Source organism: Mycobacterium sp. NGS41 (assembly GCF_059812725.1).
This window is the reverse complement of record NZ_JCALDF010000015.1, coordinates 1-18,905: the sequence shown is the minus strand read 5'-3', so window position 1 is coordinate 18,905 and position 18,905 is coordinate 1. Positions and strand designations below refer to the sequence as shown.

The window sequence follows — 18,905 nt, the reverse complement described above, 5'->3', positions numbered from 1 at the left end:
AGATTCTCATTGTCCTTCGGCAAACCCTACCGAACCGGCCAGGGCAATTAAGTCTGGGCAAACTGGCCACTGATCAACTGATGTCCTGATTGTGACCTTCGGGACGCCGATCAGTGCTTCTCCGGCCCGACGTAGTACTCGAACACCAGCCCGGCCGCCGAGGCGAGGATGAACACCACGCCGGCGACAATGAGCCAGGGCAGCCACAGCGCGATGCCGGTCGCCGCCACCGAGCCGGACAGCGCGATGAGAATCGGCCACCAGCTGTGTGGCGCGAAGAACCCCAAGTCCCCTGCGCCGTCGCTGATCTCAGCACCCTCGTAGTCCTCAGGCCTGGTGTCCAGGCGGCGCGCGACGAATCGGAAGAAGGTGGCCACGATCAACGCCATGCCGCCGGTGAGCGCCAGTGCGGTGGTGCCCGCCCACTCCACGCCGCCGGTGGCGAACATCGAAGTCAGCACCCCGTACAACACCGCCGAGATGACGAAGAACGCGGCGATGAACTCGAACAGCCTCGCTTCGATATGCATTGCGTGTCCTAACCTACTGGCTCCGGGTCAGTTCGCCGCGGCGAGTTTCGAACGGGTGGGTGGTCTGCGCGAGTGGTGGTTCGCCGATCGCCTGCAGGGCCTCGGCGTTGGTCATGGCCTTGTTCTTGATCCGTTGCTGCAGGTAGGTCTTGAACTTGTCCGGCGTCACCACGCGGACCTCGAAGTTCATCATCGAGTGGTACGTGCCGCACATCTCGGCGCAGTGACCGACGAATGGCCCGGTCTTGGTGATCCGCTCGACCTGGAAGCGGTTGATGGAGTTGTTCGCCTCGGGGTTGGGCATCACGTCGCGCTTGAACAGGAATTCCGGCACCCAGAACGCGTGGACGACGTCCGTCGAATTCAGCTGGAACTCGATGCGCGTGTCGGAGGGCAGCACCAGCACCGGAATCTCGGTGCTGGTTCCCAGCGTTTCGACCTCGTCGAAGTTCAGGTAGGTCCGGTCCTCGGTGTTGAGCCCGCGCACCGGCCCGACGCGCTCCTCGCCGTGCTCGTCCTTGCCGTCCGGCTTGGACGTCATAGCCTTCTTCTTGGCCTCGTCGGCGCCGTTGTAGTCCTGGCCGTCCTTGAAATGCACCCGCTGATAACCGAACTTCCAGTTCCACTGGAAGGACGTGACGTCGATGACGACTTCGGGGTCCTTGGCCAGATGCAGGATTTTCTCCTGCACGATCACGGTGTAGAGGAACAACACCGAAATGACGATGAACGGCAACACGGTGAGCGTCAGCTCCAACGGCATGTTGTAGCCGAACTGGCGCGGAAAGTCGGGGCTGTCGGCCTTCTTACGGTGGAAGGCGGCCGCCCAGAAGATCAGGCCCCACACGATGACGCCGACGACCAGGGAGGCGATCACCGCGCCGATCCACAGCTCGCGGTTCAGGTGGGCCTCCGGGGTGATGCCCCTCGGCCAACCCATCGCCAGCGCGTCCTCCCAGCTGCACCCGCTCAGGGTGATAGCCAGCACACCCAGTGTGGCGACAAGCGCCAGCCGGCGGACTCTCGCGCCTGCCGCGCCGCCCGAAAGGCGCTGAAACCTACCCTGCGACAAGCATTGCGAACGGCCTAGCTCGCGACGTGTCACGTTGGCGCCTCCTGTATCACAAGCTGGGTCGACGGGAGCTGGCCCGGCTGCGGCGGGAACCGTCGGCTAACTCGGATGCGAATACTACGCAGCGTAGACCACGCCGTCTCGGAGGGCGACGATGTGTGCCCCAACGACGCGCTGATGCCTCGAGTGCAGGCCAGCCGAAGGGCACTCGAAGGGCGACTAGCACCCCGAATGCGGCATACTGGGGCGCCGTGTGTGGACTGCTGGCCTTCCTGGCGGCTCCGGCCGCCGAGGCTGCCGGGCCGGTCCCCGCCGACGGTGCCGACGGGGCCATCGTCCACGCGTTGCGCCTGATGCGTCACCGCGGGCCCGACGAGCCCGGCGGGTTGTTCGACCCCGACGCTGACGGGGCCGTCGTATTCGGCTTCAACAGGCTCTCATTCATCGACATCGCACACTCCCACCAGCCGCTGCGCTGGGGGCCGCCGGAGAAGCCCGACCGCTACGTCCTGGTGTTCAACGGCGAGATCTACAACTACCTCGAGCTGCGCGACGAGCTGCGCACCCGCCACGGCGCAGTTTTCGCCACCGACGGCGACGGTGAGGCCATCGTCGCCGGCTATCACTATTGGGGCACCGATGTCCTGACGCGGCTACGCGGCATGTTCGCGTTCGCGCTGTGGGACACCGTCAACCGCGAACTGTTTTGTGCCCGCGACCCGTTCGGCATCAAGCCGCTGTTTATGGCGACCGGCAGCGGGGGCACGGCGGTGGCCAGCGAGAAGAAGTGTCTGCTGGATCTGGCCGAGTTGGTGGGATTCGACACCGACATCGACCTGCGGGCCGTGCAGCACTACACCGTTTTGCAGTACGTGCCGGAGCCCGAAACGCTGCATCGCGGGGTGCGCCGGCTGGAGTCAGGGTGCTATGCGCGGATCCGGCCCGGGCTGGCCCCCGAAATCACCCGGTACTTCAGGCCGCGATTCGCCGCGGTGCCGATCACCCGCGACACCGAGCAGGCGCGCTACGACGAGATCACCGCGGTGCTGGAAGACTCCGTCGCCAAGCACATGCGTGCTGACGTCACCGTCGGCGCATTTTTGTCCGGCGGGATCGACTCCACGGCGATCGCGGCCCTGGCCATCCGGCACAACCCGCGGCTGATCACCTTCACCACCGGTTTCGAGCGTGAGGGATTCTCCGAGATCGACGTCGCGGTGGCTTCGGCGGAGGCGATCGGCGCCCGCCACATCGCCAAGGTGGTGAAGCCCGACGAGTTCGTCGCCGCCCTGCCCGAGATCGTCTGGTACCTCGACGAGCCCGTCGCCGACCCGGCGCTGGTCCCGCTGTTCTTCGTGGCCCGCGAGGCGCGTAAGCACGTCAAAGTGGTGCTTTCCGGCGAAGGCGCCGACGAGTTGTTTGGCGGCTACACGATTTACCGCGAGCCGCTGTCGTTGAAACCTTTCGACTATCTGCCGGCGTCGCTGCGACGCTCGATGGGCAGGGTGTCCAAGCCGCTGCCCGAGGGCATGCGCGGCAAGAGCCTGCTGCACCGCGGATCACAGACGCTCGAGGAGCGCTACTACGGCAATGCCCGCAGCTTCTCGGACCTGCAGTTGCGCGACGTGCTGCCCGGATTCCGGGCGGACTGGACCCACACCGATGTGACAGCGTCGGTGTACGCCGCGTCGGCCGGCTGGGATCCGGTGGCCCGCATGCAGCACATCGACCTGTTCACCTGGCTGCGCGGCGACATCCTGGTCAAGGCCGACAAGATGACGATGGCCAACTCCCTGGAACTGCGGGTGCCATTTTTGGATCCCGAGGTGTTCGCTGTGGCGTCGCGGTTGCCGGTAGCGGCCAAGATCACCCGCACCACCACCAAGTACGCGCTGCGACGGGCCTTGGAGCCGATCGTGCCGGCGCATGTGCTGCAGCGGCCCAAGCTGGGGTTCCCAGTGCCGATTCGGCATTGGCTGCGCACCGGCGAACTGCTGGAGTGGGCGTACGCGATGGTGGACGGGTCGCAGGGCAGTGATGTGGTCAACCTGGTCGACATCGCCGCGGTGCGCCGGATGCTCGACGAACACCGATGCGGCACCACCGATCACAGCCGCCGACTGTGGACGCTGCTGATTTTCATGCTGTGGTACGCGATTTTCGTCGAGCACAGTGTGGTTCCGCAGATCAGCGAGCCGGAGTACCCGGTCGAGTTGTAGGTCCGGGGTGTAGCGCAGGGTTTGCGCGTGAACTCAGGGCGTTGCGCGTGAGTACAGGGCTTTGCGGGTGAGTCCAGGGCGTTGCGCGTGAACTCTGGGCGTCGCGCGTGAGCCCAGGGCGTTGCGCGTGAACTCAGGGCTTCGCGCGTGAACTCGCGGTTGAATCTGCGCGATTTTCGCGCCCTGGACGCACAGCGGAAGCCCTCAGTTCACAGTCAACGCCGTGGGCTCACAACCAACGCCCTGGGCTCACGCTCGATGCCGAGTCGACGCGGGCGACGGCGCGCGCAGGCGGGCGACGGCCCGAGTCGACGCGCGCGCACACGCGCGACTGCCCGAGCAGACGCAAAGCTAAGCCAGCGCCGCGGCGATCTCGGCGGCAGCGTCATCGCCGAACGCGCCCGCCAGCCGAGGAGTCGCGACCTCACGGTCCCACTCCCACTCCTGCGTTCCGGTCGATTCCAGCACCAGCACCGCCACCAGCGAGCCGAGCTGCGCCGAACGCTCCAGGCTCAGACCGGCGCTTCGTCCAGTCAGGAACCCCGCGCGGAACGCGTCGCCTACACCGGTGGGGTCGGTCTGGCTGGTCTCGGGCACCACACCGACGTGGACGCTGCTGCCGTCGCGCTCGACGATGTCCACGCCCTTGGCGCCCAATGTCGTCACCCGCAGGTCGACCTGAGCCATCACGTCGGCCTCCGACCACCCGGTCTTGGACAGCAGCAGGTCCCATTCGTAGTCGTTGGTGAACAGGTAGGTGGCGCCGTCGATGAGCTTGCGGATCTCCTCGCCGGACAGACGCGCCAACTGCTGGGACGGGTCGGCGGCGAACGGCAATCCGAGCTTGCGGCACTCTTCGGTGTGCACCACCATCGCCTCCGGGTCGTTGGCCCCGATAATGACCAGCTCGGGCTTGCCGATGGAGGACACCACGTCGGCCAGGGAGATGTCGCGGGCCTCCGACATGGCGCCCGGATAGAACGACGCGATCTGGGCCATGTCCACGTCGGTGGTGCAGACGAAACGTGCTGTGTGCGCGGTCTTGGAGACCAGCACGTTGTCGCAGTTGACGTGGTGCGCTTCCAGCCAGCTGCGGTAGTCGCCGAAGTCGTCGCCTGCCGCACCGACCAGCGCGACGTCCCCGCCCAGCACGCCGATGGCGAAGGCGATGTTGCCGCCCACCCCACCGCGATGAATCACCAGGTCATCGACCAGGAAGCTGAGTGAGACCTTCTGCAGGTGATCGGCCAGCAGCTGCTCGGAGAAACGGCCGGGAAACCGCATCAGATGGTCGGTCGCAATCGAACCAGTCACCGCGATCGTCACGAAAAATCCACCCTTCGTTAGTAAGGCCGTCTAGCCTACCTACGGATCTCAACCGCGCGGTTCGCCCGGCTGCGTCTGAGGCTGCCTCGAAGGCCGGCGGCGGGTCGTGCGCTAGCCTGCCTACAGAGCTCACCTGGTTGCCGGAACTCCATCCTTTGGGCGGCAACCACTCATGCCCCATCCCCCACCGTAGGAGAATCACAATGGCAGGTCCGCACCCGCCGAACCCAATCGGCGCTGACGGACCCCGCTACCCCAAGCCCGACTCCCCGGGCCCCGCGCGCACCGAGTTCATCGCGACCGAGCCGACATTCGCGACCAACCCGCCCAACGGCGCTGCGCCACCTCCGCTCGCCTATCCCGAGCAGCTGCCACCCGCGGTGGCCTATCCGAGCCGTCGGCCCAAGCGGCTGATCATCGGGTTGCTGGTGATCGCGGCGCTGGTGGCGGTCATGACGGCGGCGATCGTCTACGGCGTCCGCACCAACGGCGCCAACACCGGCTCCACCTTCTCCGAAGCAACGGTCAAAACGGCGATCCAGGGCTACCTGGACGCACTCGAGCACCGCGACATCGAGACCATCTCCCGCAACGCGCTGTGCGGCATTTACGACGGCGTGCGCGACCGCCGGTCCGACCAGGCCCTGGCCAAGGCGACCAGCGACGCATTCCGCAAGCAGTTCTCCCATATCGAGGTCACCTCGATCGACAAGATCGTCTACCTGTCGCAGTATCAGGCCCAGGTGTTGTTCAGCATGCGGGCAGCGCCGGCGATCGGCGGCCCGACGCGCCCGGAGACGCAAGGCCTTGCGCAGTTGCTTTTCCAGCGCGGCCAGATCTCGGTGTGTTCCTACATACCGCGCGGTGCGGGCTCCTACTAGCCCCGGTTAGGCCGGCAGGTCAGTTGAACGAGTCCCCGCAGGCGCAGGAGCCGCCGGCGTTGGGGTTGTCGATAGTGAAGCCCTGCTTTTCGATGGTGTCCACGAAGTCGATGGACGCGCCTTCCACGTAAGGCGCACTCATCCGGTCGACCGTCAAGGTCACCCCACCGAACTCCGCGGTCAGATCGCCGTCCAGCGTCCGGTCGTCGAAGAAGAGGTTGTAGCGCAGCCCGGCGCACCCGCCCGGTTGAACCGCGATACGCAGCGCCAGGTCGTCTCGGCCTTCCTGATCCAGCAGGGACTTCGCCTTGGCAGCGGCGGCCTCGGTCAGAAGCACGCCGTGGGTCTTGGCGCTGGTCTCGTTCTGCACCGTCATTGCTTCTCCTACATGCTCTTGGGTGGGTCCCAGTGTGGGCGGGTCCGCGCGGCGTTCATAGCTTGCGCACTGGGCGCGGCCCACTTCCTCAACGGTACCCTGCTGAACCGCTATTCCCGAGTCGCGCCGCTACCTCGGACGCCAATCCCATCAGCTGGTTGGCCGCATCGGCCTGCGCCAATCCCACTGAACCGGCGTATTCGGCGATCGACAGGGCAGACATGATGCCCGCCGCTCGCGATGTGGATTTGCCCACACTCACCTGTCCGGCCAGCACGATCACCGGAATTCCGAGCGGAATGGCGGCGTCGGCCAGCGAGCCGACCACCTTGCCGTGCAGGGACTGCTCGTCGAACCTGCCCTCACCGGTGACGATCATGTCCGCGTCGACCAGGTCGTCGCCCAGTTTGGTGTGCTCGGCGATGATCGCCGCGCCGGAGGCGACGTGACCACCGAGCGCCAGCAGCCCGGCCCCGATGCCGCCGGCGGCACCGGCGCCGGGTTCGGCGCTCACGTCGCGTCCGGCCACGTCTTCCAGTTCCAGCGCCCACCCCTCGAGTCGGACTTCGAGCGCCGCCACGGCAGCGGTGTCGGCACCCTTCTGCGGCGCGAACACCCGCGCCGCACCCCACGGCCCCAACAGCGGGTATTCGACGTCCGACGCGGCGATCAGCTCGACGTTGCTCAGCTTCGCGCGGGCCGCCTCCAAACCCCCGAGCTCGGCGATCATGCCCCGTCCGCCGTCGGTGCAGGCGCTACCGCCCAGCCCGACCACGATCCGGATCGCGCCGGCGCGCAGCGCCTCGTCGACGAGCTGCCCGACTCCCCTGCTGTGGGTGGCCAGCGCGGTCCTCGGCGTCGGCGGCCCGTCAAGCAGCGTCAGACCGCAGGCCTGCGCACATTCCAGGTACGCGGTCGACGAAGCCTTGTCGAACACCCATTTGGCGTCCACCGGCCTGTCCTGCGGCCCTGATACCCGCAGTCGCCGCGCCTTCCCCAACCGGCTGGCCAGTACCTCGACGAAACCCGGTCCGCCGTCGGACTGCGGGGCGACGATGAACCGATCTCGCGGGCGTGACCGGTTCCACCCGGTCGCGATGGCCGCGGCGGCCTGCACCGCCGACAGGCTGTTGCCGTAGCAGTCGGGAGCCACCAGGACGCGCATTGCGGGCAGCTGGATGCGGCCCGGCGCAAGGTCAGCACCGGCAGGATCCGACGCTATCGAGTCGTCGCTCACGGGCAGCCGTTCATTACTCCGTAAGACTAGGGCCAAGCGACACGGCGCACTGGCGATGCGCGATACCGGCTCTCTCCACGGCTATTTGGGGCTCGCCCACCCGCGAAGTAACCTGGCGACTGTGAAGCTGCTGGGCCGCAAGAAGGACCGAGACGAGGGGCAGGACGCAACGTTCCCGTCCGAGGACGTTGCGGCCGGTTCCGTCGTCGCTCCAGCGCGCGGGTCGCGCACCACCGGTCCCAAGGGCCGGCCCACCCCCAAGCGCGACGCCGCCAGGCGCGGCGCCAAAAAGGGCCCGGTCGCACCGGCGCCCATGACAGCGGCCGAGGCGCGAGCGCGGCGCAAATCGCTGGCCGGCCCCAAGCTCAGCCGCGAGGAACGTCGTGCGGAAAAGGCCGCCAGCCGGGCCCGGATCAGCGATCGCCGGGAGCGCATGATGGCCGGCGAAGAGGCCTACCTGCTGCCGCGCGACCAGGGCCCGATTCGCCGCTACGTACGCGACATCGTCGATTCCCGTCGCAACGTGCTGGGCCTGTTCATGCCGTCGGCCCTGGCCTTGTTGTTCATCATGTTCGCGGTCCCGCAGCTGCAGCTCTACATGTCCCCGGCGATGCTGGTTCTGATGGCCCTGATGGGTATCGACGGGTTCATCCTGGGCCGCAAAGTCAACAGGATGGTCGACGAGAAGTTCCCGACCAACACCGAAAGCCATTGGAAGCTGGGTATTTACGCCGCCAGCCGGGCTTCCCAGCTGCGCCGGACGCGCGCACCCAAGCCCCAAGTCAAGCGCGGCGCCGATGTCGGTTAAAAGCGCGGCGAAAGCCGTCTGACCCCAGTGCGCACCCTGGTGCTCGGTGGGATCAGGTCGGGCAAATCCCGGTGGGCAGAAGAAGCCATCGCCGAATCACTGGCACCCGACCAGCCGGTCTGTTACCTCGCCTCGCGGCTGGGTGGCCCGGCTGACGCGGAGTGGGCGCAGCGGGTCGCCAAGCACCGCGACCGCCGGCCCGCGCATTGGTCGACGGTCGAAACCGACGACATCGCAACACAATTGCGGCAATCACCGGGCATCCCGACGCTGGTCGACGATCTCGGCGCCTGGCTGACCAGCGTGCTGGACCGCCACCACGCCTGGGAGGACAGCTCGGCGGCTGTTCCGGTCCATCAGACGATCGACGACATGATTGCCGCGGTCAGCACGTTCGGTTCGACGCTGATGGTGGTCAGCCCGGAAGTCGGCTTGACCGTGGTTCCGGCCACCGCCTCCGGGCGCCGGTTCGCCGACGAACTGGGCAGTCTTAACCAGCGCATGGCAGCGTCGTGCGACCGCGTGGTGTTGGTGGTGGCCGGGCAGGCTGTGCCGATCAAGCCGCCGGGAGCCTGATGGAATTCCCGCCGGTAGAGCCCCCGGATACGGACGCCGCCGCAGCCGCCCGCGCCCGCCAGGACAGGCTGACCAAGCCGAAGGGCGCGCTGGGCCGCCTGGAGGAACTGGCGATCTGGGTGGCGTCGTGTCAGGGCCAGTGCCCGCCGCGGGATTTCCAGCGGGCGCGGGTAGTGGTGTTCGCCGGCGACCACGGTGTCGCCCGGTCCGGGGTGTCGGCCTATCCGCCGGAAGTGACCGCCCAGATGGTCGCCAACATCGACGGCGGCGGGGCGGCGATCAACGCCCTGGCGGGTGTCGCCGGCGCGACGGTGCGGGTCGCGGACCTGGCCGTGGACGTCCCGTCGGACTGGGAGGCAGTGTCGGAACAGATCGCCGCCCACAAGGTGCGGCGCAGCAGCGGCGATATCGCCGTCGAGGACGCACTGACCGACGACGAGACCATCCGCGCGATCGAGGCCGGCCAGCGGATCGCCGACGAGGAGGTCGACGGCGGAGCCGACCTGCTGATCGCCGGCGACATGGGGATCGGCAACACCACTCCCGCGGCGGTTCTGGTGGCGGCGCTGACGAACTCCGAGCCGGTCGCGGTGGTCGGCTTGGGGACTGGGATCGACGACGCCGGCTGGGCACGAAAAACGGCGGCCGTGCGCGATGCGCTGTTCCGGGCGCGACCGCTGTTGCACGACCCGATCGGGTTGCTGCGCTGCTGCGGCGGGGCGGACCTGGCCGCGATGGCGGGTTTCTGCGCCCAGGCCGCCGTTCGGCGTACCCCCCTGCTGCTGGACGGCATGGCGGTGACGGCCGCCGCGCTGGTCGCCGAGCGGCTCGCGCCGGGCGCCCGGCTGTGGTGGCAGGCTGGTCACCGGTCCACCGAGCCGGGGCACAGCCTGGCGCTTGCGTCGATCGCGCTGGACCCGATCGTGGACCTGCGCATGCGGCTGGGCGAGGGCACCGGCGCCGCGGTGGCGCTGCCGGTGCTGCGCGGCGCGGTGGCCGCGCTGTCGGGGATGGCGACCTTCCAGGAGGCGGGGGTCTCTTCCCCTGCTGGAGACGCTGCTTCGGACGCGCATCCGTCGTGATGCGTTCGCTGGCAGCGGCTTTCGCTTTCGCAACGGTGCTGCCGGTGCCGCGTGCCGCGGACAGCCAGATGGGCCGCGGCGGCATGACCGCGCTGCCGGTGGTCGGCGCCGCACTGGGCGGTCTGGCTGCTGGCGTGTCGTGGGCCGGGGTGCATGCGTTTGGCTCCAGCCCGCTTTCCGGCTTGCTTGCGGTGACGGTGCTGCTGCTCGTCACCCGGGGCCTGCACATCGACGGCGTCGCCGATACAGCCGACGGGCTGGGCTGCTACGGGCCGCCACAGCCGGCGCTGGCCGTGATGCGCGACGGGTCTACCGGCCCGTTCGGGGTAGCGGCGGTCGTGTTGGTGATCGTGCTGCAGGGATTGGCGTTCTCCAGGTTGGCCGCGACGGGAATCCCTGAAATCTTTCTGTCGGTGTTCGCCGGACGGGTGGCCGCGGTGCTGGCGTGCCGGCGGTCGGTGCCGGCGGCCGACGGCAGCGCCCTGGGTGGCCGGGTCGCCGGCACCCAGTCCGCGCCGGCGGTGGTGGGTTGGCTCGCGGTGCTGCTGGCCGTTGCGGTGCTGGTCGGCCCGCGACCGTGGCAGGGGCCGGTTGCGGTGCTGGTGGCGCTCTGCTGCGGCGCAGGTTTGGTCGCGCACTGCGTGCGACGGTTCGGCGGTATCACCGGCGACGTGCTGGGCGCCGCAATCGAGCTCACCACGACGGTGAGTGCGCTGGGGTTGGCGGCCCTCACCGTGCACTGAGCCGATCAGCGGCTACCGCGCCAGCGCAGCACGTCGAGCGCCACGGCGACGTCTACCGTGCGTTCGGCCAATGGCCTGGGAAGGAGTTCGTCGGCTCGCGCCAACCGGCGCAGCAACGTGTTGCGGTGGGTGTAGAGACGGGCCGCGGCCCGCGACGCGTTGCACTGCTCGGCAATGAACGTCCTTACCGCGGAATGCAATTCAGGGCCGGCGAATTCGAAGTCCCCGAGCACGTGTTTGACGAACCCCGCGGCTCGGTCGGCGTCGGCGGTGACGAGCGAGACCAGCTGGATGTCTGCGAAGAACGCGAGCTGTTGCGACGAATGCAGTCGGGCCATCATCTGCTGGGTGGTGAGGGCGTCAAAGTGACTGCGCCGGAACCCCTCGACACCGTCGGCAGTCGAACCGACGGCGATGCGGACATCGCGGGCAGGGCTGGTCAACTGCGATACCGCGTCGGTGAGGCGCTGGGTGTTGGCCACCGTACCGGGCGCCCACACCCACCGCGTCGCTGTGCTGGCCTGCACGCTCAGCGATCGACCCGCGCCGGCCGCCCGCGTGACGGCCTCGACGGCGCGGTCGAGCCACTTCGCGTCCCCGTCGGGGTCGTCGCTCCAAATGACCGCCGCGGTGTGGGTGCCGGTCAACGCATAACCGAGCCGGGTCTCGGCGCGGCGGAGCGGAATGGGGGCGCCGTCGAGCAGTAGCGCGACGGTTTGACGCCGTGCGGCATGTGTACCGCGGGTGAGCTCGTCGCGTTCCACGTCGATCTGCGCCGCGATGCCCGCCAGGGTGGCATCGATGAACGAGCTGATCGAGCGCGAGCACACGTCGAGCAGTTCGTGCAGTTCGATCGGGTCGGAGGTCAGTTCGAACGCGATCTCCATCAGCCGCCGCCAGGCCACTCCTTCGCCGACGCGGTACGCGTCGAGCGAAAACGCGTCGAGTCCGCGCCGGACCAGTTCGCGCGCGATGGCCATCGGTTCGGTCCCGGTGTTCGCCGGCACGGGCGCCCCGGGATCGCGCACGTTGGCGGTTGCCCAGAAGTACAAGTTGGCGCGATTGCTGCGACCCACTGCCGCTGCGAGCTCAGGGTCGGCGGCGATTGCCGGGGTGGCCGCGAGCACGGCCGTGTCGAGTTCTTCGAGCCATTCCGGGCGCGCGTTGACGGTGATTTGGGCGCACCGCCGGATCAGCTCCCTGACCGGCGCGGATGGAGCTTTGTGGGGAGCGTTCGCTGGCATCTCCCCACGTTAGGACTGTGGTGCAATATGCACTACTACTTCGAGTGAATTGAGTTGATTCGCCCTTGGTTGGCGCGGTCTGAAACGAGACGATCTATTCAACCTCGTTGAAGCTTCCCCCACCACCGCAGGAGACACTCATGGGCCACCCAGCCAGCCACGCCGAATACCTTGACGTAGTGATCATCGGCGCCGGGATCTCCGGCATCGGCGCTGCCTACTACCTGCAGCAGCAGCATCCGGGCCGCAGCTACGCGATCCTGGAGGCGCGTGGTGCCACCGGCGGCACCTGGGACCTGTTCCGCTATCCCGGCATTCGCTCCGACTCCGACCTGCACACCTTCGGCTACGAGTTCAAGCCGTGGCGCGACGACCACGCCATCGCCACCGCCGACAAAATCCTGGCCTATCTGCGGGAAACCGCCGCCGAGAATCGCATCGACGACAAGGTCCGGTTCCACCACAAGGTCCTGGGCGCGGCCTGGTCGAGCGCCGACGCGCGCTGGGTCATCGACATCGAGCGGACCGACAGAGGCGGTGCAGAACTGAGTCAAATCACAGCCAACTGGATCTTCTGCGCCGGCGGCTACTACCGCTACGACCAGGGCTACACCCCGCACTTCGAGGGCCGCGACGACTTCGCCGGTCAGATCGTGCACCCGCAGCACTGGCCCGAGGACCTCGACTACACCGGCAAGAAGGTTGTCATCATCGGCAGCGGCGCCACGGCCGTCACGCTGGTGCCCGCGATGGCCGAGCGCGCCGGGCACGTCACCATGCTGCAGCGCTCGCCGAGCTACATCATGCCGGTGCCGTCCAAGGACGTCTTCGCCAATACCGCCAAGAAGGTGCTCGGCGACAGGCGTGGCTACGCGCTGGCCCGTCGCAAGAACATTGCCAAACAGCGGTTCGTATACGACTTCTGCCAGAAGTACCCGGGCATGGCACGGCGGCTGATCCGTCGGTTCAACGCCAGACAACTACCGAAGGGATATCCGGTAGACGAGCACTTCAGCCCGGCGTACAACCCGTGGGACCAGCGGCTGTGCGCGGTGCCCGACTCCGACCTGTTCGCGGCGATCAGCAATGGCAGTGCCTCGGTGGTCACCGACCGGATTGCGACGTTCACCAAGACGGGTATCCGGCTGGAATCCGGACGCGTGCTCGACGCCGACATCATCGTGACCGCCACGGGATTGAACATGCAGGCCTTCGGCGGCATGTCGCTGACCGTCGACGGTCAACCGATCAATCTGCCCGACACCGTGGCCTACAAGGGCATGATGCTCAGCGGCGTACCGAACTTCGCCTACGCCATCGGCTACACCAACTCGTCGTGGACGCTCAAGATCGGCCTGCTGTGCGAGCTTTTCTGCCGGCTGCTGACCCACATGGATGCCAACCGATACGACATCGCTCGCCCCGAGCTCGACGATCCGAACATGGAGACGCGGCCGTTGATGGACTTCGCCGCCGGATACGTCCAGCGCGCCGTGAACGACCTGCCGCGTCAGGGCGCCGGGCAACCCTGGCTGACGTCGATGGGCTACCACACCGACGTACAGCTGCTGCGCAACGGCTCCGTCGTCGATCCTCACCTGAGGCTGGCCGCCGCCACAGCGACCGCCACCGCCACTGTGGCCGCCCGCGCCGAGACGGTGCCGGCCTAACCGAGGGTGCTAGCCCAGCCGCGTCATCCAGCCGTGGGTGTCGGCGAAGGTGCCCCGCTGGATACCGGTCAGGGTGTCGCGCAGCGCCATCGTCACTTCGCCGGATTGGCCGTCGGCGATGGTGAACTCGCTGTCGCCGTACTTCACCTGCCCGATCGGCGTGATGACCGCGGCGGTACCGCAGGCGAACACCTCGGTGATCTCCCCGGCCGCGGTCTTCTTCTGCCACTCGTCGATGTCGATCTTGCGTTCCTCGATGGCGAATCCGGCGTCAGTGGCCAACTGCAGCAACGAATCCCGGGTAATGCCGGGCAGTAGCGAGCCGGACAGCTCGGGCGTGACCAGCCGCGCCGACCCGCCGCTGCCGAACACGAAGAAGATGTTCATCCCGCCCATCTCTTCGACGAAACGGCGCTCGACGGCGTCCAGCCACACCACCTGGTCGCATCCGTGTTCGGTGGCTTCGGCCTGAGCGATCAGCGATGCGGCGTAGTTGCCGCCGAACTTGGCCGCGCCGGTGCCCCCTGGGCTGGCCCGCACATACTCCGTCGACACCCAGACGGTGACCGGGTTGATGCCTCCCTTGAAATATGCCCCGGCCGGCGAGCCGATCAGCAGGTACCGGTACTGCTTGGACGGCCGTACCCCCAGCCCCGGCTCGGTGGCGAAGACGAATGGCCGCAGATACAACGCCTCCTCGCCGCCGGCCGGGGGCACCCAGGCGTTGTCGACGGCGACGAGCTGGCGCAGCGCTTCGATGAAGACCTCGTCGGGCAGTTCGGGAATCGCCAGCCGGCGGGCCGACGACCGCAATCTGGCGGCGTTGGCGTCCGGACGAAACGACACGATCGACCCGTCCGCCCAGCGGTAGGCCTTGAGTCCCTCGAACACTTCCTGGGCGTAGTGCAGCACGATCGCCGACGGATCCAGCTGGATCGGGCCGTAGCCGACGATTTGCGCGTTGTGCCAGCCTGGTCCCTCCAGGTAGTCGATCGAAACCATGTGGTCGGTGTGGTATTTGCCGAATCCAGGGTCGGCCAGGATCGATTCACGTTCGGCGTCGGTCGCCGGATTTGCGGCGGGCAAAACCGTGAACTCTAGGGAGCCGCTGGTCATGGCGCTGATTGTATCTCCGCGTGCCAATGGGTTTTTGCGGTGCAAATTGCGGACCGCTATCGGGTCTTCACGGCGACGAAAGGTGGGCGCACCACTTCGCACTCGACGGGACGGCCGCGCACGTCGACGATGATTTGCTGGCCGTCCTCGACGCCGGCTTCGGTGTCGATCAGCGCCAGCCCGATCCCGGCCTGCAGGGTCGGCGAGAACGTCCCCGACGTGGTGACCCCGACCGGCACGTCGCCGGCCAACACCGTCAGCCCCTGCCGCAACACGCCGCGACCGGCCATGCGCAGCCCCCGCAGCAGCCGCCGCGGCCCCGCCTCCTTCTCGGCCAGCAGCGCGTCGCGGCCGAAGAACGCGTCCTTCTTCCAGCCGACCGCCCACCCGCAACGGGCCTGCAGTGGCGAGATGTCCAGCGAAAGCTCGTGCCCGTGCAGCGGATAGCCCATCTCGGTGCGCAGCGTGTCGCGGGCACCCAGGCCGGCCGGCTCGCCGCCGGCGTCGGATACCGCGCCCACCAGCGCGTCGAACACCACACCCGCGGTTTCCCATGGCGGCAGCAGCTCGTAGCCGTGTTCGCCGGTGTAGCCGGTGCGGCAGACGCGTACCGGCACTCCCGAGTAGGAGGCGTCGGCGTAACCCATGTAGTCCATCTCGGTCGGCAAACCCAGCGCGTCCAGCACGTCGGTTGATCGTGGGCCCTGCACAGCCAGTACCGCGTAGTCGCGGTGCTGATTGGTGATGGTCAATTCAGACCCGGCTTCAGCGGCGGCCTGCAGCGCGTCGACCACGGCGGCGGTGTTGGCGGCGTTGGGGACCAGAAAGATCTCGTCGTCGTCGACGTAGTAGGCGATCAGGTCGTCGATGACGCCGCCGGATTCGGTGCAGCACAGTGTGTATTGAGCCTTGCCCGGCCCGATGCGGCCCAGGTCGTTGGTGAGCGCGGAGTTGACGAACCGCGCCGCACCAGGCCCGCGTACCGAAGCCTTGCCGAGGTGGCTGACGTCGAACAGGCCGACGGCGTTGCGGGTGGCATTGTGCTCGCTGACGGTACCGGCATACGACACCGGCATCAGCCAGCCGCCGAACTCGGCGAAACTCGCGCCCAGCTCTCGATGACGCTCTTCCAGCGGTCCGTGCTGCGGGTGGTCGCTCACCGCGCCCACCCTAATCGAGCGGCAATGCTGGCAGACTTAGGCAGATGTCCGACCACTTGGACTTCGACGCGCTCGAGGCGGCCGGAATCGCGAATCCGCGCGAACGTACCGACCTGATCAAGTACCTGGACGACCTCGGCTTCACCGTCGAAGAGATGGCCGAAGCCGAACAGCGCGGACGGCTGTTCGGGCTCGCCGGGGATGTCCTGTCGTGGTCGGGACGGCCGATCTACACCTTTGAGGCCGCGGCCGAACAACTCGGAGTGACGCCCGAGGAGGTCGCGCACGTGTGGACTCTGCTCGGCTTGACGGCTGCCGGTCCCGACATCCCGGTGCTCAGCCAGGCCGACGTCGACGCCCTGGCGACCTGGGTCGCGATCAAATCGGTGGTGGGCGAGGACGGCGCGTTCGGCATGCTGCGGGTGCTCGGTGCCACGATGTCCCGGCTCGCGGAGGCCGAGTCGACAGTGATCCGCGCCGGGACGCCGGACATCCAGATGACATACACCCACGACGAGCTCGCCACGGCACAGGCCTACCGCGCCGTCGCGGAGTTCGTCCCGCGAATCGGGGCATTGATTGACGTTGTCCACCGTCACCACCTGATCAGCGCACGCACCCACTTCGAGGGCGTCCTTCGCGACACGACGGCAAGCGTGGTGTGTGGCGTCGGTTTTGCGGATCTGTCCGGCTTCACTGCGCTCACTCAGGCGCTTGCCCCCGCGGAATTGTCGTACCTACTCAACGAATTCGCCGGCACCGTCTCAGAGGTGGTGCATGCCGACGGTGGCCGGGTGGTCAAGTTCATCGGCGACGAGGTGATGTGGGTATGCGGGTCGCCGGAGCGCCTTGCGCAGGCGGCGGTCGATCTCGTGGACCATCCGCGGGGACGCGAGGAGGGTCTGCAAGTCCGGGCCGGCCTTGCCTACGGCACGGTGCTGGCCATCAATGGCGACTACTTCGGCAGCCCGGTCAACCTGGCTGCGCGTCTGGTGGCGGCAGCGGCGCCGTGTCAGATCCTCGCCTCGTCGAAGTTGCGCGATCAATTGCCCGAATGGCCCGCCAAAGCGCATGGCCCGTTGACCCTCAAGGGTTTTGACGCCCCAGTGACCGCCTTCGAGCTGCACAGCGGGGACGCTGTCGACGCCGAGCCCGGCTGAAGTGGCTAGGGTGATTCGACGTGACCACCGAAGCGGGCTACCGATCACCCACCGTTACCGTCGCCACATCGCTGCCCAAGCGCGGTGTGGGTTCTTCGGTCTTGCTAGTGCCGGTCGTCTCGACCGGCGAAGACGACCGGCCGGGCGCGGTCGTCGCCTCGGCTGAGCCGTTCCTGACCGCCGATGTGGTGGCCGAGATCGAAGCCGGCCTGCGAGCGCTGGACGCCACCGGCGCCAACGAGCAGGTGCACCGGCTGGTGGTGCCGTCGCTGCCGGTGGGCAGCGTGCTGACGGTCGGCCTGGGTAAGCCTCGCTACGAGTGGCCGTCGGACACCATCCGCCGCGCCGCCGGTGTGGCCGCGCGGTCACTCGGCAACGCCGAGACGGTGCTCACCACGCTGGGCGAGCTGCCCGGCGAACACGTCTGCTCGGCCGTCGTCGAAGGGCTGATCCTGGGCGCCTACCGGTTCAGCTCGTTCCGCAGCGCCAAGACCGCGCCGAAAGAAAACGGGCTGCGCAGCATCACGGTGTTGTCCACCGCCAAGGACGCCAAGAAACAGAGCGAGCACGGCGCGGCCGTCGCGACCGCGGTCGCCACCGCCCGCGACTTGGTGAACACACCGCCCAGCCATCTGTTTCCTGCCGAATTCGCAAAGCGGGCAAAGGCTTTAGGTGAAGCCGTCGGCCTTGACGTGGAGGTGCTCGACGACAAGGCGCTGCGCAAAGCCGGCTATGGCGGGGTCATCGGCGTCGGGCAGGGCTCGTCGCGGCCGCCGCGGCTGGTGCGGCTGATCCACCGCGGTTCGCGGCTGGCCAAGAGCCCCAAGCAGGCGAAGAAAGTGGCGCTGGTCGGAAAGGGCATCACCTTTGACACCGGCGGCATCTCGATCAAACCGGCCGCGTCGATGCACCACATGACCTCGGATATGGGCGGGGCCGCCGCCGTCATCGCGACCGTGGCACTGGCCGCGCAACTGGAGCTCCCGATCGACGTGATCGCGACCGTGCCGATGGCGGAGAACATGCCCTCGGCCGCCGCGCAACGTCCCGGCGACGTGCTGACACAGTACGGCGGGACCACGGTCGAGGTGCTCAACACCGACGCGGAGGGCCGGCTGATCCTGGCCGACGCGATCGTTCGGGCTTGCGAGGACCGCCCTGACTACCTCATCGAGACATCCACGCTGACCGGGGCGCAGACCGTCGCGTTGGGCGCCCGGATTCCCGGGGTGATGGGCAGCGACGAGTTCCGCGACCGCGTCGCCGCGATCTCGCAGCGGGTCGGCGAAAACGGGTGGGCGATGCCGCTGCCCGACGAACTCAAAGACGACCTGAAGTCCACGGTGGCCGACCTGGCCAACGTCAGCGGTCAGCGCTTCGCAGGGATGCTGGTCGCCGGGGTGTACCTGCGCGAATTCGTCGCCGACGGAGTCGCCTGGGCACACATCGACGTGGCAGGGCCGGCATACAACACCGGCAGCGCATGGGGTTACACCCCTAAGGGGGCCACCGGCGTGCCGGCCCGGACGATGTTCGCGGTGCTCGACGACATCGTGCGCAACGGCTGAAGCCTCGCGCCTCGGGCTCCGGGCGTTGAGCGTGAAATCAGGGCTTCTGGCGTGAACCTACGGCTTTCGTTGTGAACCTGCGGCTTTCGTTGTGAACCTACGGCTTTCGTTGTGAACCCCGGGTGGGAATCGGCGCC

At 67.8% G+C, this 18,905-nt stretch carries 16 protein-coding genes and 1 pseudogene; 9 read left to right on the top strand and 8 right to left on the bottom strand.

The genetic code is table 11. The annotated features are described in order from the left end of the window. Nucleotides 1-110: 110 nt before the first annotated feature. Both AC5Y21_RS15195 and ctaC read right to left on the bottom strand, forming a co-directional pair. Entirely contained in the window at nucleotides 111-530 is a 420-nt protein-coding gene (locus AC5Y21_RS15195; protein WP_499913282.1) for a cytochrome c oxidase subunit 4, read from the bottom strand. 8 nt (nucleotides 531-538) lie between these two features. Then, nucleotides 539-1,635 (bottom strand): annotated as a pseudogene (ctaC, locus tag AC5Y21_RS15190) (aa3-type cytochrome oxidase subunit II). A gap of 218 nt (nucleotides 1,636-1,853) precedes the next feature. Here ctaC and asnB point away from each other — a divergent pair. After that, nucleotides 1,854-3,821, top strand: coding sequence for an asparagine synthase (glutamine-hydrolyzing) (asnB, locus tag AC5Y21_RS15185; RefSeq protein ID WP_499913281.1), 1,968 nt, complete (start codon nucleotides 1,854-1,856; stop codon nucleotides 3,819-3,821). 351 nt (nucleotides 3,822-4,172) lie between these two features. Here the strand turns inward: asnB and AC5Y21_RS15180 are convergent, their stop codons facing one another. After that, nucleotides 4,173-5,147: a carbohydrate kinase family protein gene (locus tag AC5Y21_RS15180; RefSeq protein WP_499913280.1), complete on the bottom strand. Its 975-nt coding sequence runs from the start codon at nucleotides 5,145-5,147 to the stop codon at nucleotides 4,173-4,175. A 203-nt stretch (nucleotides 5,148-5,350) separates the two neighbouring features. Here AC5Y21_RS15180 and AC5Y21_RS15175 point away from each other — a divergent pair, with 203 nt between their 5' ends. Continuing rightward, complete coding sequence (locus AC5Y21_RS15175; protein WP_499913279.1) at nucleotides 5,351-6,028, top strand: Rv0361 family membrane protein; 678 nt, start codon at nucleotides 5,351-5,353, stop codon at nucleotides 6,026-6,028. Between the two features lie 19 nt (nucleotides 6,029-6,047). Here the strand turns inward: AC5Y21_RS15175 and AC5Y21_RS15170 are convergent, their stop codons facing one another. Both AC5Y21_RS15170 and AC5Y21_RS15165 read right to left on the bottom strand, forming a co-directional pair. Then, nucleotides 6,048-6,404: an iron-sulfur cluster assembly accessory protein gene (locus AC5Y21_RS15170; RefSeq protein WP_499913278.1), complete on the bottom strand. Its 357-nt coding sequence runs from the start codon at nucleotides 6,402-6,404 to the stop codon at nucleotides 6,048-6,050. Between the two features lie 88 nt (nucleotides 6,405-6,492). Next, nucleotides 6,493-7,569, bottom strand: coding sequence for a glycerate kinase family protein (locus tag AC5Y21_RS15165; protein ID WP_499913410.1), 1,077 nt, complete (start codon nucleotides 7,567-7,569; stop codon nucleotides 6,493-6,495). 193 nt (nucleotides 7,570-7,762) lie between these two features. On the opposite strand from AC5Y21_RS15165, the gene AC5Y21_RS15160 reads away from it, so the two are divergent. The 4 genes from AC5Y21_RS15160 to AC5Y21_RS15145 are packed head-to-tail and all read left to right on the top strand — an operon-like array spanning nucleotide 7,763 to nucleotide 10,850. Beyond that, a complete protein-coding gene (locus AC5Y21_RS15160) occupies nucleotides 7,763-8,449 on the top strand; it encodes a DUF3043 domain-containing protein (RefSeq protein WP_499913277.1) in 687 nt (228 codons plus the stop codon). Nucleotides 8,450-8,476: 27 nt separating this feature from the next. Next, on the top strand, nucleotides 8,477-9,025 hold the full coding sequence (locus AC5Y21_RS15155; protein WP_499913276.1) for a bifunctional adenosylcobinamide kinase/adenosylcobinamide-phosphate guanylyltransferase: 549 nt from the start codon (nucleotides 8,477-8,479) through the stop codon (nucleotides 9,023-9,025). Then, nucleotides 9,022-10,107 (top strand): nicotinate-nucleotide--dimethylbenzimidazole phosphoribosyltransferase, encoded by a 1,086-nt coding sequence (cobT, locus tag AC5Y21_RS15150; protein WP_499913408.1) that lies wholly within the window; start codon nucleotides 9,022-9,024, stop codon nucleotides 10,105-10,107. Before AC5Y21_RS15155 ends, cobT begins: the two co-directional genes overlap by 4 nt. Continuing rightward, nucleotides 10,104-10,850: an adenosylcobinamide-GDP ribazoletransferase gene (locus AC5Y21_RS15145; RefSeq protein ID WP_499913275.1), complete on the top strand. Its 747-nt coding sequence runs from the start codon at nucleotides 10,104-10,106 to the stop codon at nucleotides 10,848-10,850. Before cobT ends, AC5Y21_RS15145 begins: the two co-directional genes overlap by 4 nt. 5 nt (nucleotides 10,851-10,855) lie before the next feature. Here the strand turns inward: AC5Y21_RS15145 and AC5Y21_RS15140 are convergent, their stop codons facing one another. Then, nucleotides 10,856-12,094, bottom strand: a complete 1,239-nt coding sequence (locus AC5Y21_RS15140; protein WP_499913274.1) for an Rv1453 family transcriptional regulator — start codon at nucleotides 12,092-12,094, stop codon at nucleotides 10,856-10,858. 140 nt (nucleotides 12,095-12,234) lie between these two features. On the opposite strand from AC5Y21_RS15140, the gene AC5Y21_RS15135 reads away from it, so the two are divergent. Then, on the top strand, nucleotides 12,235-13,764 hold the full coding sequence (locus tag AC5Y21_RS15135; RefSeq protein WP_499913273.1) for a flavin-containing monooxygenase: 1,530 nt from the start codon (nucleotides 12,235-12,237) through the stop codon (nucleotides 13,762-13,764). A 9-nt stretch (nucleotides 13,765-13,773) separates the two neighbouring features. Here AC5Y21_RS15135 and AC5Y21_RS15130 read toward each other — a convergent pair whose 3' ends face one another. Together AC5Y21_RS15130 and gcvT are read right to left on the bottom strand one after the other, a co-directional pair. Beyond that, nucleotides 13,774-14,880 (bottom strand): branched-chain amino acid aminotransferase, encoded by a 1,107-nt coding sequence (locus tag AC5Y21_RS15130; RefSeq protein WP_499913272.1) that lies wholly within the window; start codon nucleotides 14,878-14,880, stop codon nucleotides 13,774-13,776. 56 nt (nucleotides 14,881-14,936) lie between these two features. Continuing rightward, entirely contained in the window at nucleotides 14,937-16,040 is a 1,104-nt protein-coding gene (gene gcvT / locus AC5Y21_RS15125) for a glycine cleavage system aminomethyltransferase GcvT (protein WP_499913271.1), read from the bottom strand. A 44-nt stretch (nucleotides 16,041-16,084) separates the two neighbouring features. On the opposite strand from gcvT, the gene AC5Y21_RS15120 reads away from it, so the two are divergent. Then, a complete protein-coding gene (locus AC5Y21_RS15120; protein WP_499913270.1) occupies nucleotides 16,085-17,200 on the top strand; it encodes an adenylate/guanylate cyclase domain-containing protein in 1,116 nt (371 codons plus the stop codon). A gap of 20 nt (nucleotides 17,201-17,220) precedes the next feature. Continuing rightward, nucleotides 17,221-18,768, top strand: a complete 1,548-nt coding sequence (locus tag AC5Y21_RS15115; RefSeq protein ID WP_499913269.1) for a leucyl aminopeptidase — start codon at nucleotides 17,221-17,223, stop codon at nucleotides 18,766-18,768. The last annotated feature ends 137 nt before the right edge of the window (nucleotides 18,769-18,905 follow it).

Coding starts and splice junctions, on each gene's coding strand:
- AC5Y21_RS15120 (WP_499913270.1), top strand. CDS start 16,085: ATGTCCGACCACTTGGACTTCGACGCGCTCGAGGCGGCCGGAATCGCG.
- AC5Y21_RS15170 (WP_499913278.1), bottom strand. CDS start 6,404: ATGACGGTGCAGAACGAGACCAGCGCCAAGACCCACGGCGTGCTTCTG.
- AC5Y21_RS15165 (WP_499913410.1), bottom strand. CDS start 7,569: ATGCGCGTCCTGGTGGCTCCCGACTGCTACGGCAACAGCCTGTCGGCG.
- AC5Y21_RS15195 (WP_499913282.1), bottom strand. CDS start 530: ATGCATATCGAAGCGAGGCTGTTCGAGTTCATCGCCGCGTTCTTCGTC.
- AC5Y21_RS15175 (WP_499913279.1), top strand. CDS start 5,351: ATGGCAGGTCCGCACCCGCCGAACCCAATCGGCGCTGACGGACCCCGC.
- AC5Y21_RS15140 (WP_499913274.1), bottom strand. CDS start 12,094: ATGCCAGCGAACGCTCCCCACAAAGCTCCATCCGCGCCGGTCAGGGAG.
- AC5Y21_RS15130 (WP_499913272.1), bottom strand. CDS start 14,880: ATGACCAGCGGCTCCCTAGAGTTCACGGTTTTGCCCGCCGCAAATCCG.
- AC5Y21_RS15135 (WP_499913273.1), top strand. CDS start 12,235: ATGGGCCACCCAGCCAGCCACGCCGAATACCTTGACGTAGTGATCATC.